The sequence below is a fragment of the Burkholderia sp. Bp8984 genome (genome assembly GCF_003853755.1).
GTDB lineage: Bacteria > Pseudomonadota > Gammaproteobacteria > Burkholderiales > Burkholderiaceae > Burkholderia.
Genome location: NZ_QTQN01000027.1, coordinates 1 through 16306 on the forward strand (window position 1 = coordinate 1; position 16306 = coordinate 16306).

Sequence of the window (16306 nt, forward strand, 5' to 3'; positions counted from 1 at the left end):
CAGGCGCTGTCGCAGCTGTCGGAAGCCGCGCAGCAGACGGCCGAATCGCTGCGCCAGTCGTCGCAGGCGATCGACGACCTCACGCTCGTCGCGAACCAGTTGCGCACCAGCGTGTCGCGCTTCAAGGTCGACGCGTGACGCGCGTCGAGTCGCACGGCGCCGCGCACGCGCTGTTCCTGATGTTCGAGCTCGACGGCGAGCGCTACGCGCTCGACGCGGCCGACATCGACGAGGTGTTGCCGCTCGCGACCGCCAAGGCCGTGCCCGGCGCGCCCGAATGGATCGCCGGGCTGCTGATGCGCGGCGGCCAGCCGGTGCCCGTGATCGACGTGCCGATGCTCGCGCTTGGACGGCGCGCACATGCGTTGCGTTCGACGCGGCTGGTGATGGTCCGCTACCGCGCCGGGCAGCTCGACCGCGAGCGCGTGATCGGCCTGATCATCGAGCGCGCGACGCAGACGCTGCGGATCGACCGCACGGCGTTCCGCGCCAGCGGCGTATCGACCGCGCGCACGCGCTGGCTCGGGCGCGTCGCGAACACGCCCGACGGGATCGTGCAGCAGGTCTCGGTGTCCGACCTGATCGACGACGTTGCGCGCCTGTATCTGTTCGACGGCCTGCCGGGCCACGGAGGGGAATCCGCATGAAAGAATCCGATTCGCGATTTCGCGGCTGGCTGCTGCGCGAGACCGGCATCGACCCCGATTCGCTCGGCAACGATTTTCTGAGCCGCGCGCTGACGGAGCGCGTGCAGGCGCTGCAGGGCGACGGCGAGCGGCTGCCGTCGGCGGCGCGGCCGCCCGTCACGCCGGAAGCGCTCGACGCGTACTGGCAGCACCTCAACGCGTCGGCCGACGAACGGCGCGCACTGATCGAGCTGTTCATCGTGCCGGAGACGTGGTTCTTCCGCGATCGCGAGGCGTTCGCGACGCTCGCGCGGCACGCGGCCGAGCGGCTCGCCGCGACGCCCGGGCGCGTGATCCGCGTGCTGAGCGCGCCGTGCTCGACCGGCGAGGAGCCGTATTCGGCGGCGATGGCGCTGCTCGACGCCGGGCTCGAGCCGGCCAGCTTCACGATCGACGCGCTCGACCTGAGCCCGCGCGCGATCGAACAGGCGCGGCTCGGCTGCTACGGGCGCAATGCGTTTCGCGGCACGGCGACCGAGTTCCGCGGCCGCTACTTCACGCCGGTCGCCGACGGCTGGCTGCTCGACGAGCGCGTGCGCGCGTGCGTGCAGTTTCGCCAGGCGAACCTGGTCGAACCGGGCACCGATACGGGCATCCGCTACGATTTCGTGTTCTGCCGCAACGTGCTGATCTATTTCGACCGCGACGCGCAGGACCGTGTGATCGGTTCGCTCGAAAGCGCGCTCGCCGATGACGGCATGTTGTTCGTCGGGCCGGCCGAAACGGGCGTCGCGATGCGGCACGGGATGCGTTCGGCACGCGTGCCGCTCGCGTTCGCGTTTCATCGCGGGCGCGATGGCGCCGCGGCGGACGGGTACGCGGCCCGCCATGCGGCACCGCTGCCCGCGATTGCGCCGTACCGGCGCGCCGAGCGTTTCGCCGTGGCGCCGCCGGCTGCGACGCGCCCGCTGCTGGCCGTCGTCCCGCCGGCGTGGAGCGATGCCGCGCCGTCGCGCGCTGCCTTTGAACCGGCCGGGCGACCGACGGCGTTCGGGCCGCGGGCCGACGCGCGCGTCGATCCGCTGGGCGATGCGGCGAACGTGGCCGACACGCCCGCGCCCGCGCCGGCGGCCGCCGACGGCGCCGCGCCGACGCTCGAGGAAGCGCAGGCGCTGGCCAATGCGGGCGCATTCGACGAGGCCGAGCGCGTGCTCGCGCAGTTCTCCGCGCACGCCGGGCCGCACGCCGACGCGTTCTACCTGAACGGGCTGATCGCGGATGCGCGCGGGCGGGTCGCGGAAGCGGGCGATTTCTACCGGAAGGCGCTGTATCTGCGGCCGACGCACCACGAAGCGCTGACGCATCTCGCGACCTTGCTGGACGTCGGCGGCGACGGCGCCGGCGCGCAATGGCTGCTCGAGCGTGCGCGGCGCTCGGCCGGATAATGAGAGTACGGGTTGGGAGCCGACATCGGGATGACCGAGGAACGAATGAACCGCGACGCCGTTGCCACTGACGACACGACGATCGGCGTCGACGATTGCTGGAACCGGATCGGCACGCACGGCGACCGCTCGTGCGAGCGGCTGGCCGATTGCCTGCGCTGCCTGAACTGCCCGGTCTACGCGTATCACGCGGCGAAACTGCTCGAACGCCCGCTCGGCGCCGCCGAGCTGGCCGACGCGACGCAGCGGATCAGCGCGTTCGACGCGACCCGCGCGCACGGCGACGACGATACGCATCAGGCGGCACTGGCGTTTCGCGTCGCCGACGAATGGCTCGCGCTGCCGATCGGCGTGCTGCGCGAGATCGCCGGCACGCGTCCGATTCATTCGCTGCCGCATCGTCGCCATTCGGCCGTGCGCGGCGTGGTCAACATTCGCGGCACGCTGCGCATCGCGATCTCGATCGGCGCGCTGCTCGGCCTCGACGCGGGCAAGGGCCGCGAGGGTGGCGCGGACGGCCGTTTCACGCGGCTGCTGGTCGCCGCGCATCACGGCGAGCCGGTGGTGTTTCCGGTCGACGAAGTCGAGGGCGTGCTGCGCTTCGGCGCATCCGAATGGGTGCCCGTGCCGGCGACGGTCGGGCGCGCGAGCGCCGGCCTGTCGCGCGGCGTGCTGTCGTGGCGCGGCAAGTCGATCGGCTTGCTCGACGACGATCGGCTGTTCGACGCCGTGACACGGAGCATGCGATGAGCGGCGATGACGATCTGAGCCAACTGTCGCTGCTCGAGCTGTATCGCGAGGAGACGCGCACGCAGACCCAGGCGCTGTCCGAGCGCCTGCTCGCGCTCGAATCGGGCGAGCCCGACTCCGTCGCGCTCGAGGCGTGCATGCGCGCCGCACATTCGCTGAAGGGCGCCGCGCGCATCGTCGGCGTGCCGCTCGGCGTCGACATCGCGGGGCGCATGGAAGAATGCTTCGTCGCGGCGCAGGCCGGTACGATCGCGCTGACGGCCACGCATGTCGACGTGCTGCTGGCCGGCGTCGACCTGCTGGTGCGCGTCGCCGATCCGCAGGCGCAGCCCGTGTCGCCGGCGGAGATCGAGGCGTTCGCGCTGGCGCTGACAGGCGCCGACGGCGCGCACGCGATGCCGGCACCGGCTTTCGCGCCGCCGCCGGCGGCCGCGGCGCCGTCCGTCGTGCCGTCTCGCGAGCACGACGGCGCCGCGAACGAGCCCGTGGGGGCCGGCGCCGCGGTGCCGCCGCTCGCGCTGCCGGCGGCCGTGCCCGATCCGGTCCAGGCCGGCCGCGCGGCCGGCGCGGGCGCGATGCGCCGCGTGCGGGCCGATACGCTGAACCGGCTGCTGAGCCTGTCCGGCGAGTCGCTCGTCGAATCGCGCTGGCTCAAGCCGTTCGCGGAGTCGATGCTGCGCGTGAAGCGCGCGCAGCGCGACGCGGCCCGTTCGCTCGATCTGTTGTACGAACAGTTTGCCGACGATCTCGACGCGGGCGTGCTCGCATCGGTGAACGAAGTGCGGCACATGCTCAACGACCTGCAGCGTTCGCTCGCCGAGCGCATGGACGAATTCGACCGCTTCGAGCGGCGCAGCACGCATATCGCCGAACAGCTGTACGACGAGGCGCTGCAGTGCCGGATGCGGCCGTTCGGCGACGCGACGCGCGCGTATCCGCGGATCGTCCGCGATCTCGCGCGCTCGCTCGGCAAGCAGGTGCGCTTCTCGATCGTCGGCGAAGGCACGCAGGTCGACCGCGACATTCTCGACCTGCTCGACGCACCGCTCGGCCACCTGCTGCGCAACGCGATCGACCACGGTGTCGAAGCGCCCGACGCGCGCCTCGCGCGCGGCAAGCCGGCCGAGGCGAGCGTGACGCTCGAAGCGCGGCATAGCGCCGGCTCGCTGCTCGTCAGCGTGATCGACGACGGGCCGGGCGTCGACATGGATGCGTTGCGCGCTGCGGTGGTGCGCCAGCGCCTGACCGACGACGAGACGGCCGCGCGGCTGTCCGATCCCGAACTGCTCGAATTCCTGCTGCTGCCGGGCTTCTCGATGCGCGATGCGGTGACCGACGTGTCGGGGCGCGGCGTCGGCCTCGACGCGGTGCAGGAGATGGTGCGCGGCGTGCGCGGCGCGGTGCGCATCTTCAACGAGCCCGGCGCGGGCATGCGCTTCGTGCTGCAGTTGCCGCTCACGCTGTCGGTGATCCGCAGCCTGCTGGTCGAGGTCGGCGGCGAGCCGTACGCGTTCCCGCTCGCGCACGTGCGCCGCACGCTCGAACTGTCGCACGACGACATCGACGTGCTCGAAGGCCAGCCGCATTTTCCGTTCGACGGCCGGCGCGCGGGCCTCGTCGCCGCGCACCAGCTGCTCGATGCCGGCGAGCCCGGCGTCGCGCGCGCGAGCACGGCGGTCGTGGTCGTCGGCGGCGAGCCCGAGCTCTACGGTGTCGCCGTCGACCGCTTCCTCGGCGAACGGATGCTCGTCGTGCAGCCGCTCGACAGCCGCCTGCACAAGATCCAGAACATCGCGGCCGGTGCGTTGCTCGAGAACGGCGACCCGGTGCTGATCGTCGATGTCGAGGACCTGATCCGCTCCGTCGACAAGCTCGTGCGCGGCGGACAGCTCGCGAAACTCACGCGCGACCGGCAGCTCGCGCTCGCCGACCGGCGCCGCCGCGTGCTCGTCGTCGACGATTCGCTGACGGTGCGCGAGCTCGAGCGCAAGCTGCTGGAAAAGCGCGGCTACGACGTGACCATCGCGGTCGACGGGATGGACGGCTGGAATGCGGTGCGCAGCGACGCGTTCGACCTGGTCGTCACCGACGTCGACATGCCGCGCATGGACGGGATCGAACTCGTCACGCTGATCAAGGGCGATCCGACGCTCAAGCGCGTGCCGGTGATGATCGTGTCGTACAAGGATCGCGACGAGGATCGCCGGCGCGGGCTCGATGCCGGTGCCGACTACTACCTCGCGAAGAGCAGTTTCCACGACGAGGCGCTGCTCGACGCGGTGCACGACCTGATCGGGGACGCACGCGGATGAACATCGGCATCGTCAACGATCTGCCGCTTGCCGTCGAGGCGCTGCGCCGCGTGATCGCGCTGCGCACGGATCACCGCGTGCTGTGGGTGGCGACCGATGGCGACGAGGCAGTGGATTTCTGCGTCGCGCATCCGCCCGATCTCGTGCTGATGGATCTCGTGATGCCGAAGCTCGACGGCGTGGCCGCGACCCGGCAGATCATGGCGCGCGCGCCGTGCGCGATCCTGATCGTGACCGCGAGCGTCAGCGCGAACACGTCGTCGGTCTACGAGGCGATGGGGGCCGGCGCGCTCGACGCGGTCGACACGCCGACGCTCGCGCTCGGCCTGCCGTCGGATGCGGCGCCGCAGCCGCTGCTCGCGAAGATCGACCAGATCGGCCGGCTGCTCGAAAGCCGGACCACGACGCTCGTGCCGCCCGGGCCCGCACCCGCGCGCGGCCAGCCGACGCTGATCGCGATCGGCGCGTCGGCGGGCGGCCCGACCGCGCTCACCGCGCTGTTGCGCGCGCTGCCGGCCGATTTTCCGGCTGCGCTCGTGATCGTCCAGCACGTCGACCAGGCGTTCGCGGTCGGCATGGCGGAGTGGCTCGACGGCTATACGCGGCTGCCCGTGCGCGTCGCGCGGCAGGGCAGCGTGCCGCAGGCGGGCGAGGTGCTGCTCGCGGCGACCAACGATCACCTGTACATCTCGCCGCGCGGCGTGCTCGGCTATACGCGGCATCCGGCCGAGACGCCGTACCGGCCGTCGATCGACGTGTTCTTCAACAGCGTCGCCGACGGCTGGGAGGGCGACGCGCTCGGCGTGCTGCTGACCGGGATGGGGCGCGATGGCGCGCTCGGGCTGAAGGCGATGCGCGCGAAGGGGTGCTACACGATCGCGCAGGACGCGGCGACGAGCGCCGTCTACGGGATGCCGAAGGCGGCCGCAGCGATCGGCGCGGCGTCGGCGATCCTGCCGCTCGACCGGATCGCGCCGCAACTGATTTCGCGCGTGACGCGCATGCCGCTCGACTGACGGCGCGCCGCGGCCCCGGCGGGCCGCATTGCGCGCGCCGTGCGGCGTCGCGTACAATTGCCGCCTGCGGAGATGGCATGCCTCCCTGCGGTCGATCCCGGCGCGTCGCGCGCGGTTCGGCCCTCAACCGCCGGTTTGCCCGGCTGATGATGCCTGCGTGTTCCTGGGTCGTCAGGAGGTCGCAGGCCGTCCATGCGGTATTCTGCCGCCCAGGTTTTGATGTCCCGTCGAATCTGGAAATCATGTTTTTCTCGACTTCTGCCGATTTTTTCGCGACCGTGCGCTACGTGTGCCGCTGGCTCGCGCTCTCTGCGTTGCTCGGCGCGCTGGCCGGCACGGCTTCCGCGTTGTTCCTGATCGCGCTCGACTGGGCGACCGGCACGCGCGTCGCGCATCCCTGGCTGCTGTGGGGGCTGCCGGCCGCCGGTTTGGCGACCGGCTGGGTCTACCACCGGTTCGGCCAGTCGGTCGCGCGCGGCAACAACCTGCTGATCGACGAGATTCACGACCCGAAGGCGCTGGTGCCGAAGCGGATGGCGCCGCTCGTGCTCGTCGCGACCGTCGTCACGCACCTGTTCGGCGGGTCGGCCGGCCGCGAGGGCACGGCCGTGCAGATGGGCGGCGCGCTCGCCGATCGCGTCACGCACCTGTTCCGGCTCGATCGCGAGCACCGGCGCGTGCTGCTGATGGGCGGCATCGCGGCCGGGTTCGCGTCGGTGTTCGGTACGCCGCTCGCGGGCGCCGTGTTCGGGCTCGAGGTGCTCGCGATCGGCCGCGTACGGTACGACGCGCTGCTGACCTGCGTCGCGTCGGCGATCGTCGCGGATGTCGTGTGCCGCGCGTGGGGCGTGCATCACACCGCTTATGCGATTCCGTTCGTGCCGGCCGTGTCGGCGACGGGGCTGGCCGCGACGGTCGTCGCGGGTGTCGCGTTCGGCGTCGTCGGCCGGCTGTTCGCGTTCGCGACGCATGCGCTGACCGCGTGGTTCCGCCGCGTGATCCGCTATGCGCCGCTGCAGCCGGTGCTCGGTGGCCTGCTGGTCGCGGTGGCCGCCACCGTGCTGAACGTGCCGCAGTATCTCGGCCTCGGCATCCCGACGATCGAAGCCGCGTTTCACGGGCCGCTGCCGGCTTACGATTTCGCGGGCAAGTTCGCGTTCACCGTCGTCACGCTCGCGTCGGGGTTCAAGGGCGGCGAAGTGACGCCGCTGTTCTACATCGGCGCGACGCTGGGCAACGCGCTCGGACAGGTGCTGGCGCTGCCGGTGCCCGTGCTGGCGGGGCTCGGTTTCGTCGCGGTGTTCGCGGGCGCGGCCAACACGCCGATCGCGTCGACGATCATGGCGATCGAACTGTTCGGCGCGGATGTCGGCGTGTATGCGATCGTCGCCTGCGTGGTCGCCTATCTGTTTTCCGGACACGCGGGGATTTATCGCGCGCAGCGGGTGGCGGTGGGGAAGGGGGCGCAGGTGGAGGTGGAGTAAGGCGGCGTGCGGGGCGGCCGGCCGCATCGCGACGGAAGCCGACGCCCGGTGATACCGGGCATCAGCGGGAACGGCGGCGCTCTTCGCCGTTACGCCTTCGGCAGCTTCGTGACGTTCCGCGCGAGCAGTTCCTCGATATCGATGCCCTTCTCCGCGAGCAACGTCGTGACGACGCCGGTCAATTCCCCGAGGGTTTCCTTGACCGATTCGCGGATCGTATCCACGACGACCTGCGTGCCGCGCTCGATCTCGATATTGACCTTGTCGCCGGCGCCCTTCGCATCGAAGGTGGTCGCGCGTCGCGTTTCGGGAATCAGCCAGACGTCGAACCAGCCTTCTTCGCGATTGACATCCGACACGGTGAGGCTGCAGCCGTTGATCGCGATATAGCCTTTCGCAAACACGTAGCGCCTGAAATCGGCCGGCACGCCGATGCGGATCATCCGGTTGTGTTCGGATGACGCGATGTTCGCGATCGTTCCCATGAAGTCGACGTGTCCGGACAGCGGATGTCCGCCGATTTCAGCGCCGTCCTTCGCGGCCCGCTCGACGTTGATCCGGGCGCCGGTCGTGAGGTCGGCGAGCGTGGTGATGCGCAGGCTCGGCAACATCACGTCGAAGTCGATCAGCTCGGGCGAGTGGATGGTCGTCACGGTCAGGCAGACGCCGTCGACCGAGACGCTTGCGCCGATCTCGATGTCGGTGGTGAACCGCTCGGGGAATTCGATGCTGAACGTTCTCAGTTCGCCGTGATCCTTGATGGCCTTGATGACGCCAACACCCTGAACAATGCCTGTAAACATGATCCGCCTTTCGTCGCAAATTGCCTGGCCGGTATGATAAGTGATCCCGGCTCGCCTCGTTCGCAACGGGTTTGCCGGGCAGCGCACGGCGGCTCGCGTGGCGCCGTCGAATGGAATCGACGACGCACGCAACGGCCTGGTGAATTCCTGACGATCGCATCGACGTACCGTGTGGCGCAACCGGGCGCGGCGGCGGTGTGCCGCGCGTCCGGTTGCGATCGGGTTGCCATCAGGCTTGCGCCGGCTCCCCAAGCGGCCCGGCATTATCGTCCGCCGTGCGCCGCGGCGGATCGATCAGGCCCTTCGCGAGTTCCAGCGCCTGCCGCTCGAACAGCCGGCGATACGTCCCGCCGTCGATGCGGATCAGCGCGTCGTGGCTGCCTTCCTCGATCACCTTGCCGCGCTCGAGCACGATCAGACGGTCGAGCGCGCGCACCGTCGACAGCCGGTGCGCGACGACGAGCGTCGTGCGCCCGACCATCAGCCGCTCCATCGCCTGCTGGATCAGCACCTCGCTTTCGCTGTCGAGGCTCGACGTCGCTTCGTCGAGGATCAGGATCGGCGCATCGGCGAGGAACGCTCGCGCGATCGCGACGCGCTGGCGTTCGCCGCCCGACAGCTTGATCCCGCGCTCGCCGACGAGCGTGTCATAGCCGTCCGGCAGCGCGACGATGAAGTCGTGCGCGCTGGCAAGACGCGCGGCGCGCTCGATCTCCGCACGGCTCGCGTCGGGGCGCGCATACGCGATGTTCTCCGCGAGCGTGCGGTGGAACAGCACGGGTTCCTGCTGGACGATCGCGATCTGGCTGCGCAGCGAATCCTGCCGCACTTGCGCGATGTCCTGGCCGTCGATCGTGATGCGGCCGCCCGACACGTCGTACAGGCGCTGGATCAGTTTGATGAACGTCGTCTTGCCCGACCCGGAATGGCCGACGAGGCCCACGCGTTCGCCGGGCGCGATGCGCATCGAGAAGTCGTCGTACAGCGGCACCGGATGGTTGCCGTAGCGGAACGTCACGTGCTCGAAGCGGATCTCGCCTTGCCCGATCCGGATCGCGGGCGCGCCGGGCCGATCGTCGATGCCGAGCGGCTGGCGCTCGAGCGCGACGAGCTCTTCCATGTCGTTGACCGAGCGTTGCAGGTTGCGGATGTGCATGCCGACGTCGCGCAGGTAGCCCTGCAGCATGAAGAACATCGTCAGCGAGAACGCGATGTCGCCGACGCTCGCTTCGTCGTTCGCCCACAGCCGCAGCGCGACGCCGATCATCGCCGCCTGCATCGCGACGAGCATCGCGCCCTGCAGCCCGCCGTTGAACGTGCCGCGCACCCACGTGCGGCGCGTGCGCTGGCGCCACTTGCCGATCACGCGATCGAGCCGCGCTTCCTCGCGCGTTTCCGCGCCGAACGCCTTGACGACCGCGTTGCAGCTCACGGCGTCGGCGAGCGCGCCGCCCATGCGCGTGTCCCACAGGTTGCCGAGCCGCGCGGCCGGCGCGACGATGCCGAGCGATACCGCGACCGTCACCGAGATGTACAGCAGCGAACCCGCACCGACGACGAGCCCCATCACCGGCCAGTGCGTGCCGAGCAGCACGGTCGCGCCGACGAGCATCGTGACCGACGGCAGCAGCGCGATCAGCACCGTGTCGTTCAGCAGGTCGAGTGCCCAGATCCCGCGCGTGATCTTGCGCACGGTCGATCCCGCGAAGCTGTTCGCGTGCCAGTCGGTCGAGAAACGCTGCACGCGATGGAACGACGCCGCGGCGATCTCGCTCATCATCTTCAGCGTGAGCGTGATGATGTTCAGGTAGACGCCCTGCCGCAGCAGCGTCGCGCCGATGCCGAGCGCGGCCAGCGTGCCGAACGCGGTGACGGCCGCATGCCACGCGGCGGCGCGGTCGGTCGGGCCGCTCGACAGCGCATCGACGAGGCGCCCGGCGAACAGCGGCGTGAGCACGTCGGCAAGCGCGCCGAGCAGCGCCAGCGTCGTGATCGTCGCGATGCGCACCGGCTGCTTGCGCCAGTAGCGGAACGTGAAGCCGAAGACGGCCTGGAATGCCTGGCCGCCCAGATGGGTGGTTTTTCTGGTCATGTATCGTTGCCCGGCGCATCGCGCGACGGGACTTTCCGGTTCGGAGAACGTCGAAAACGCGACAGCCGGACCGCGCGCACGACGCGGGCGAAACGAAACGGGCTGTCGGGAAATTGCGCGGGCGGGCGGGTTAGCGGAGCACCCGGAAGCCGGCGCGGACGACGGGCTGGATCAGCCGCGCCGTGGGACCACGTTCGGGAAGGTTGCTGGCATTCGGAACATCTGCACCTCCCTGAAGTGAACGGTTGAAAGGACGCCGAAAAAGACGTGAAGGAATTTTATCAGCAGAGCCGGACGCGCCGCAACGTCTGACGAATACGGCGTTGCAGCAGCGATGCGGTTAGTATTCGGGGTTTTGGCCCTCTTTCGTGCGTGTTCCGCGGTGCGGTGCCGCACGGGGCGGCGGGCGGCATCGATTACACTCTGCCGTTGCGCGCCGGCCGCTGCGGCCCCGCGGATTCACCCCGATACACTCCTGAGGAAACGATGAGCGACGTTCAGCAAGGCATCCTGGCTCCGATCGACACGGCGGCCCGATACCTCACTTTCACGATTTCGAACAACGTCAATGTGGCCGCGGCGCTCGCGGCATTGCGCGAGCTCATCGACGGGCGCGACGCGGTCGCAGGCTTCGGGCAGGCGCTGGCCGCGCATCTCGGCCGCCCGGTTCCGGGGCTCACCGAATACCCGGCGTTCGCGGTGAACGACCGTACGCTGCCGATCACGCCGGCCGACGTCTGGGTCTGGCTGCGCGGCGACGATCGCGGCGCACTCGTGCTGCGCGCGCGGGCGATCGAGCGGGCGCTCGCGCCGGCGTTCGTGCTGCAGGACGCGGTCGACGGGTTCCGCTATTCGACCGATCGCGACCTGTCGGGTTACGAGGACGGCACCGAGAACCCGACCGGCGACGACGCGCTGGCCGCGTCGGTCGTCACGGGGCAGGGCGCGGGGCTCGACGGTTCGAGCTTCGTCGCGGTTCAGCAATGGCTGCACGACTTCGACCAGATGGAGCGCATTGCGTCGGGCGACATGGATCACATCATCGGCCGCCGCCGCTCGGACAACGAGGAACTCGACGACGCGCCCGAGTTCGCGCACGTGAAGCGCACCGCGCAGGAGAGCTTCGAGCCGGAGGCATTCATGCTGCGCCGTTCGTCGCCGTGGTCCGATGCGCGCCGCGCGGGGCTCTACTTCGTCGCGTTCGGCCGTTCGTTCCGCGCGTTCGACGTGCAGATGCGCCGGATGAGCGGCGCGGACGACGGCATCGTCGACGGCCTGTTCCGCTTCACGCGACCGCTGACGGGCGCGTATTTCTGGTGTCCGCCGGTGAAGGACGGCAAGCTGGACCTGTCCGCGCTCGGACTCTGAGCGCCGGACGACATCCGCAAACGGGCGGGCCGCGCATCGCGCGCGGCCCGCCCGTTTTGCTTGTGACGCGGCGATCGCGTGCGGCGCGGTACGCCGCCCGTCAGTTCAGCGTCGTTTCGATGCGCGTGCCGCGCTTGATGAACAGCGTCACCGGCGTCTTCTCGCAGATTTCCGCGAGCCGCTGGCGCTGCGCGTCGTCGAGCGGGCCGTCGAGCGTCACGACGCGGCGCACGTATTGCTGCCCTTCACGATCGGCATGCAGTTCGGTGCGCACGTCGATGCGCGCGGCCGGCCACGTCTTGCGCTGCATGTACATGCGCAGCGTCGCGGCCGTGCATTGCGCGAGGCCGGCCAGCACGAACTCGAACGGCGCCGGCCCGAGGGCCTGTCCGCCTTCGCGCGGCGCTTCGTCGCCGGTCAGCGCGTGCGTGCCGGCCTGCAGCTGGACGACGTAGTCGGGCGCGTCGGCGGCGAGGGTGGCGGCAGCGTGGATGAGCGGCATGGCAAGTCTCCGGTAAGCGGGTAAGAGGCGGCCGCGACGATGCGCGGCGTGCGAGCCGTCAGCATACCGTCTCGACGAAAAACGCGGGCGCCACGCGCGTCGACGGGGCTCGCCGGGATCAGCCGGCGACGCCGGCACTCCGGCGCACGAGCGTGGCGACGCGTTCGCGCACCCACTGGTGCGCGCGGTCGGTCTCGCGCGACTCGTGCCAGTACGCGAGCAGCGGAAACGGCTTGAGCCGCAGCGGCAGCGGCTGCACTGCGATCGGCAGCATCGCCGCCATGCGCAGCGCATACGTGCGCGGCAGCGTCAGCAGCAGGTCGCCCGCCGCGGCGATCTGGCAGGCGGCGAAGTAATGCTGGCAGACGAGCTGGATGTGACGGAAGCGCCCGTCGTTGCCGAGCAGCACGTCGAGCGATTGCGGTTCGCCGAGCGACGACACCGCGACATGCCGCGCGGCGAAATAGTCGCCGCGCCGCAGCGGACCACCGGCCAACGGATGATCGTGCCGCATCGCGACGACGAGCGAATCGTCGAGCAGGTGCTCGGTCACGATGCGCGGGCCGGTCTGCACGCGTCGATCGACGGCCAGATCGAGATTGCCCGACGCGAGTTCGCGTTCGATGTCGTGCACCGCGACGCGGCGGCTCACGAATCGCAGGCCCGGCGCTGCGCCGGCGAACGCGGCGACGATCTGCGGCAGCGCGATCGATTCGAGCACGTCGCGAATGCCGACCGCGATGCTCAGGTCGAGCGTCGCCGGGTCGAATGCCGCCGGGTCGCGCGCGGCGCGCTGCAGGCCGGCGAGGTGAAGCTGCACGTCCGCGATGATCGCGCGCGTGCGCTCGGTCGGCACGACGCGGTTGCCCTGGCGCACGAACAGCGGGTCGTCGAAATGCGCGCGCAGCCGGTTGAGCGCATGCGTGACGGCCGGCTGCGTCAGGTGCAGCGCACGGGCGGCCGCGCCGATGCCGCCGTGCACGTAGACCGCATCGAGCACGCGGAACAGGTTCAGGTCGAGACGATGGTCGGCGGGCACGGACGAAGGCGGCGTGGTGGGCGGTGGGGCGATTCTAATGGATGCGCGAACAACGGAACGCGGGTGCGCGTTGTACCGGCGACCGATGCCGTCCGATGCATGCCGATGACGATCGTCCCGCTACGCGAGCGTGCGTGGAGCCGATGCGCGATACGAGGCAGGCGTCACGATCCGAGTCCGCCCGTCGACACGCGCATTTCCGCGCGGCCAGATCATCGGTCGGCGATAGCCTGTAAAAATCCGCCATCATGCTGTCCCGGTCGGCCATTTCGTGACAAAGAGACGACCCGTTCGGCTAGTTCGGCTAAGATGCCGTCGCTTCATATTTCGAGATAGCCGTCCCTGTCGCACGTGTTCAAACCAAATATAAGCCTGACAGTTCGACGGCAATTAAAAGAAGTCGAAACAGTCCGGGGGCTTGGCCAGTGGAAGCAGCAGATCAGAGGTGGGTCGTAATCTATTTGAGTACGGGGTTTTCCTTGGCCGAGGCCGCGCGTCTGAGCGAGGCCTTCAACCTGGCGAATCGCCTGAACGCGTTCAATGCGGATTACCAGCTGAAGTACGTATCCGAAAAGGGGGGCTTGCTGCAGTCGTCGTCCGGTGTGCAGATCGCCGCCGATTCGCTCGGCGACGAGCATGGCCATCGTGCACACGCGTTCTTTCATCTTCATGGTGAGCGCGCGTCGATCAACTGGAACGATGCGTTGCGGCGCCGCCTGAGCGACATCCGCCGCCATGCGCGCTGGATCGTCGATGCGATGGGCCTGTCGACGCTCGCCGCGTCGCAGCGGCAGACGGAAGCCGATCGCGCGCGAACCGATCGCGCCCGCGGTGCGGCGGCCACGATCGAACTGCAGGCCGGCGAGGCCGACGTGTTTGCGACCGTGCTCGACATGTTCCGCGCCGATCTCGGCGACAGCGCCGCACAGGAGATCGCCAGCAACCTGATGCAGCCGGTCGAGCAGCGCTATGCGCAGTCGATGTGGGCGTTTCGCGAACTGAGCGCGAGCCCGTCGATCCGGATGTCGGTGCAGCGGCTGCGCGCGCAGAGCGCGAACCGCATTTCGGTTGCGGAAGTCGCGCAGACGGTCGCGATGAGCGAGCGCAATTTCCTGCGGCGCTTCAAGAAGGAAATCGGCGTGACGCCGACCGAGTTCGTGCAGCACGTGCGGCTCGAGCGCGCCTGCCACATGCTGGTCCACACGACGCTGCCGGCCGACAAGGTCGCGCGGCGCACGGGCTTCGGCAGCGGCGAGCGTCTGGCCAAGCTGTTTCGCCAGCGCCTGCTGGTGTCGCCGACCGAATTTCGCGTCGCCGAGCGCGAGCGGATCCTGACGAACGGTGCCGGGACGCCGCACCCGCAGGCCGATCGGCAGCCCGCGCCGCGGCTCGCGACTGCCGACGGCGAGCGGGCGAGCCGGGGTGTGCGCGGCGATGCGCGGGAGAAAGCGGGGCGGATGAACGTAAAATCACCGTGTCGCGATCACGATCCCCGGTTTCCATGCCCCTGCTTCCCACTACCGCCACAGCCCCCTTCTGCCCGTCGGAAGTAAAGGGCAGCATCACGATCGACGCCGGCGCGTCGCGCTGGATGAAGCTCAAGCGCTTCTTCGGCCCGGGCCTGCTGGTCGCGATCGGCTATATGGATCCCGGCAACTGGGCCACCGACATCCAGGCCGGCTCGCAATTCGGCTATTCGCTGCTGTGGGTCGTCGCGTTCTCGAGCCTCGCCGCGATCTTCCTGCAGATGCTCGCCGCGCGGCTCGGCCTCGTCGCGGGCAAGGATCTCGCGCAGGCCAGCTACGACCGCTATGGCACCTTCGGCCGCATCGTGCAGTGGGTGACCGCCGAGGTGTCGATCATCGCGTGCGACATCGCCGAAGTGCTCGGCTGCGCGCTCGCGTTCAAGCTGCTGCTCGGCGTGCCGCTCGCGTGGGGGATCGTGCTGACCGCGCTCGACACGGTGATCGTGCTCGGGCTGCAGGGCAAGGGCGTCCGGCAGATCGAGGCGATCGTGCTCGGGTTGATCGCGACGATGGCGTTCTGCTTCGTCGCGCAGGTCGCGATCACGCCGCCCGACTGGCATGCGGTCGCGAAGGGGCTCGTGCCGGGCAATCCGGGCCATGACCGCAAGGACGCGATCGTGCTCGCGCTCGGCATCGTCGGCGCGACGATCATGCCGCACAACCTGTATCTGCATTCGTCGGTCGTGCAGACGCGCCATGTCGTCGGCGGCGCGCGCGGCCTGATCCGCGACACGCTCGCGCTGGTGCGCATCGACACCTGCGTGTCGCTGTTCGTCGCGATGCTCGTCAATGCGGCGATCCTGGTCGTCGCGGGCGCGGCGTTCCATGCGACCGGCCAGCACGACGTGACCGACATCGAACAGGCGTACCGGCTGATCACGCCGATCGCGGGCGGCGCGGCCGCGCTGCTGTTCGGCATCGCGCTGCTCGCGTCGGGGCAAAGCTCGACGCTGACCGGCACGATCGCCGGCCAGGTGATCATGGACGGCTTCCTGCATACGAAAATCCCTTGCTACCAGCGCCGGCTGATCACGCGCGGGCTCGCACTGGTGCCCGCGCTGATCGGCGTGCTGTGGCTCGGCGAAAACTCGGTCGGGCAATTGCTCGTCTGGAGCCAGGTGCTGCTGAGCCTGCAGCTGCCGTTCGCGATGTGGCCGCTGATCCGGTCGGTCAGCGATCGCAACACGATGGGCGAGCATGCGATCGGTCGCGGGATGCAGGCCGCCGCCTGGGTACTGTTCGCCGTCATAACCGGCACGAACCTGCTGCTGATCACGGGTGTCGCGGGCTGATACAGCTTGTCACAGGCTGAAACAGGCGCGTGGCGCGCCTGCGTTAAACTG

At 69.7% G+C, this 16306-nt stretch carries 13 protein-coding genes and 1 riboswitch; of the genes, 9 read left to right on the forward strand and 4 right to left on the reverse strand.

What is annotated here, in order from left to right; all coding sequences use genetic code 11:
* Positions 1-134 precede the first annotated feature (134 nt).
* From DID98_RS24730 to DID98_RS24755, 6 genes are all read left to right on the forward strand, one after another.
* Positions 135-647: a chemotaxis protein CheW gene (locus DID98_RS24730; protein ID WP_124486486.1), complete on the forward strand. Its 513-nt coding sequence runs from the start codon at positions 135-137 to the stop codon at positions 645-647.
* A complete protein-coding gene (locus tag DID98_RS24735; protein WP_124523249.1) occupies positions 644-2071 on the forward strand; it encodes a protein-glutamate O-methyltransferase CheR in 1428 nt (475 codons plus the stop codon). The genes DID98_RS24730 and DID98_RS24735 overlap by 4 nt, the downstream gene beginning before the upstream one ends.
* Before the next feature lie 45 nt (positions 2072-2116).
* Complete coding sequence (locus DID98_RS24740; RefSeq protein ID WP_124523282.1) at positions 2117-2821, forward strand: chemotaxis protein CheW; 705 nt, start codon at positions 2117-2119, stop codon at positions 2819-2821.
* Positions 2818-5133, forward strand: coding sequence for a hybrid sensor histidine kinase/response regulator (locus tag DID98_RS24745; RefSeq protein WP_124486484.1), 2316 nt, complete (start codon positions 2818-2820; stop codon positions 5131-5133). The genes DID98_RS24740 and DID98_RS24745 overlap by 4 nt, the downstream gene beginning before the upstream one ends.
* Positions 5130-6149: a chemotaxis response regulator protein-glutamate methylesterase gene (locus DID98_RS24750; protein WP_044846626.1), complete on the forward strand. Its 1020-nt coding sequence runs from the start codon at positions 5130-5132 to the stop codon at positions 6147-6149. Before DID98_RS24745 ends, DID98_RS24750 begins: the two co-directional genes overlap by 4 nt.
* A gap of 59 nt (positions 6150-6208) precedes the next feature.
* Positions 6209-6312, forward strand: a riboswitch (Fluoride riboswitch).
* Positions 6313-6391: 79 nt separating this feature from the next.
* Positions 6392-7633, forward strand: coding sequence for a voltage-gated chloride channel family protein (locus tag DID98_RS24755; RefSeq protein ID WP_124522604.1), 1242 nt, complete (start codon positions 6392-6394; stop codon positions 7631-7633).
* Between the two features lie 89 nt (positions 7634-7722).
* Here the strand turns inward: DID98_RS24755 and DID98_RS24760 are convergent, their stop codons facing one another.
* Both DID98_RS24760 and DID98_RS24765 read right to left on the reverse strand, forming a co-directional pair.
* Positions 7723-8436: a riboflavin synthase subunit alpha gene (locus DID98_RS24760; RefSeq protein ID WP_124522606.1), complete on the reverse strand. Its 714-nt coding sequence runs from the start codon at positions 8434-8436 to the stop codon at positions 7723-7725.
* A 229-nt stretch (positions 8437-8665) separates the two neighbouring features.
* Entirely contained in the window at positions 8666-10528 is a 1863-nt protein-coding gene (locus tag DID98_RS24765; RefSeq protein ID WP_124522608.1) for an ABC transporter ATP-binding protein, read from the reverse strand.
* Positions 10529-11014: 486 nt separating this feature from the next.
* On the opposite strand from DID98_RS24765, the gene DID98_RS24775 reads away from it, so the two are divergent.
* The gene (locus DID98_RS24775; protein ID WP_124522610.1) at positions 11015-11896 is read left to right on the forward strand and encodes a Dyp-type peroxidase; all 882 of its coding nucleotides are present in this window, start codon (positions 11015-11017) and stop codon (positions 11894-11896) included.
* 100 nt (positions 11897-11996) lie between these two features.
* On the opposite strand, the gene DID98_RS24780 is transcribed toward DID98_RS24775, so the two are convergent.
* Positions 11997-12398 carry an OsmC family protein gene (locus tag DID98_RS24780; protein ID WP_124522612.1) on the reverse strand — a complete coding sequence of 134 codons (402 nt, stop codon included), beginning with the start codon at positions 12396-12398 and terminating at the stop codon, positions 11997-11999.
* Between the two features lie 118 nt (positions 12399-12516).
* Positions 12517-13437: a LysR family transcriptional regulator gene (locus DID98_RS24785; RefSeq protein ID WP_124522614.1), complete on the reverse strand. Its 921-nt coding sequence runs from the start codon at positions 13435-13437 to the stop codon at positions 12517-12519.
* A 479-nt stretch (positions 13438-13916) separates the two neighbouring features.
* On the opposite strand from DID98_RS24785, the gene DID98_RS24790 reads away from it, so the two are divergent.
* Positions 13917-14990: a helix-turn-helix domain-containing protein gene (locus tag DID98_RS24790; RefSeq protein ID WP_124486478.1), complete on the forward strand. Its 1074-nt coding sequence runs from the start codon at positions 13917-13919 to the stop codon at positions 14988-14990.
* Complete coding sequence (locus tag DID98_RS24795; RefSeq protein ID WP_124522616.1) at positions 14939-16255, forward strand: Nramp family divalent metal transporter; 1317 nt, start codon at positions 14939-14941, stop codon at positions 16253-16255. Before DID98_RS24790 ends, DID98_RS24795 begins: the two co-directional genes overlap by 52 nt.
* Positions 16256-16306 lie beyond the last annotated feature (51 nt).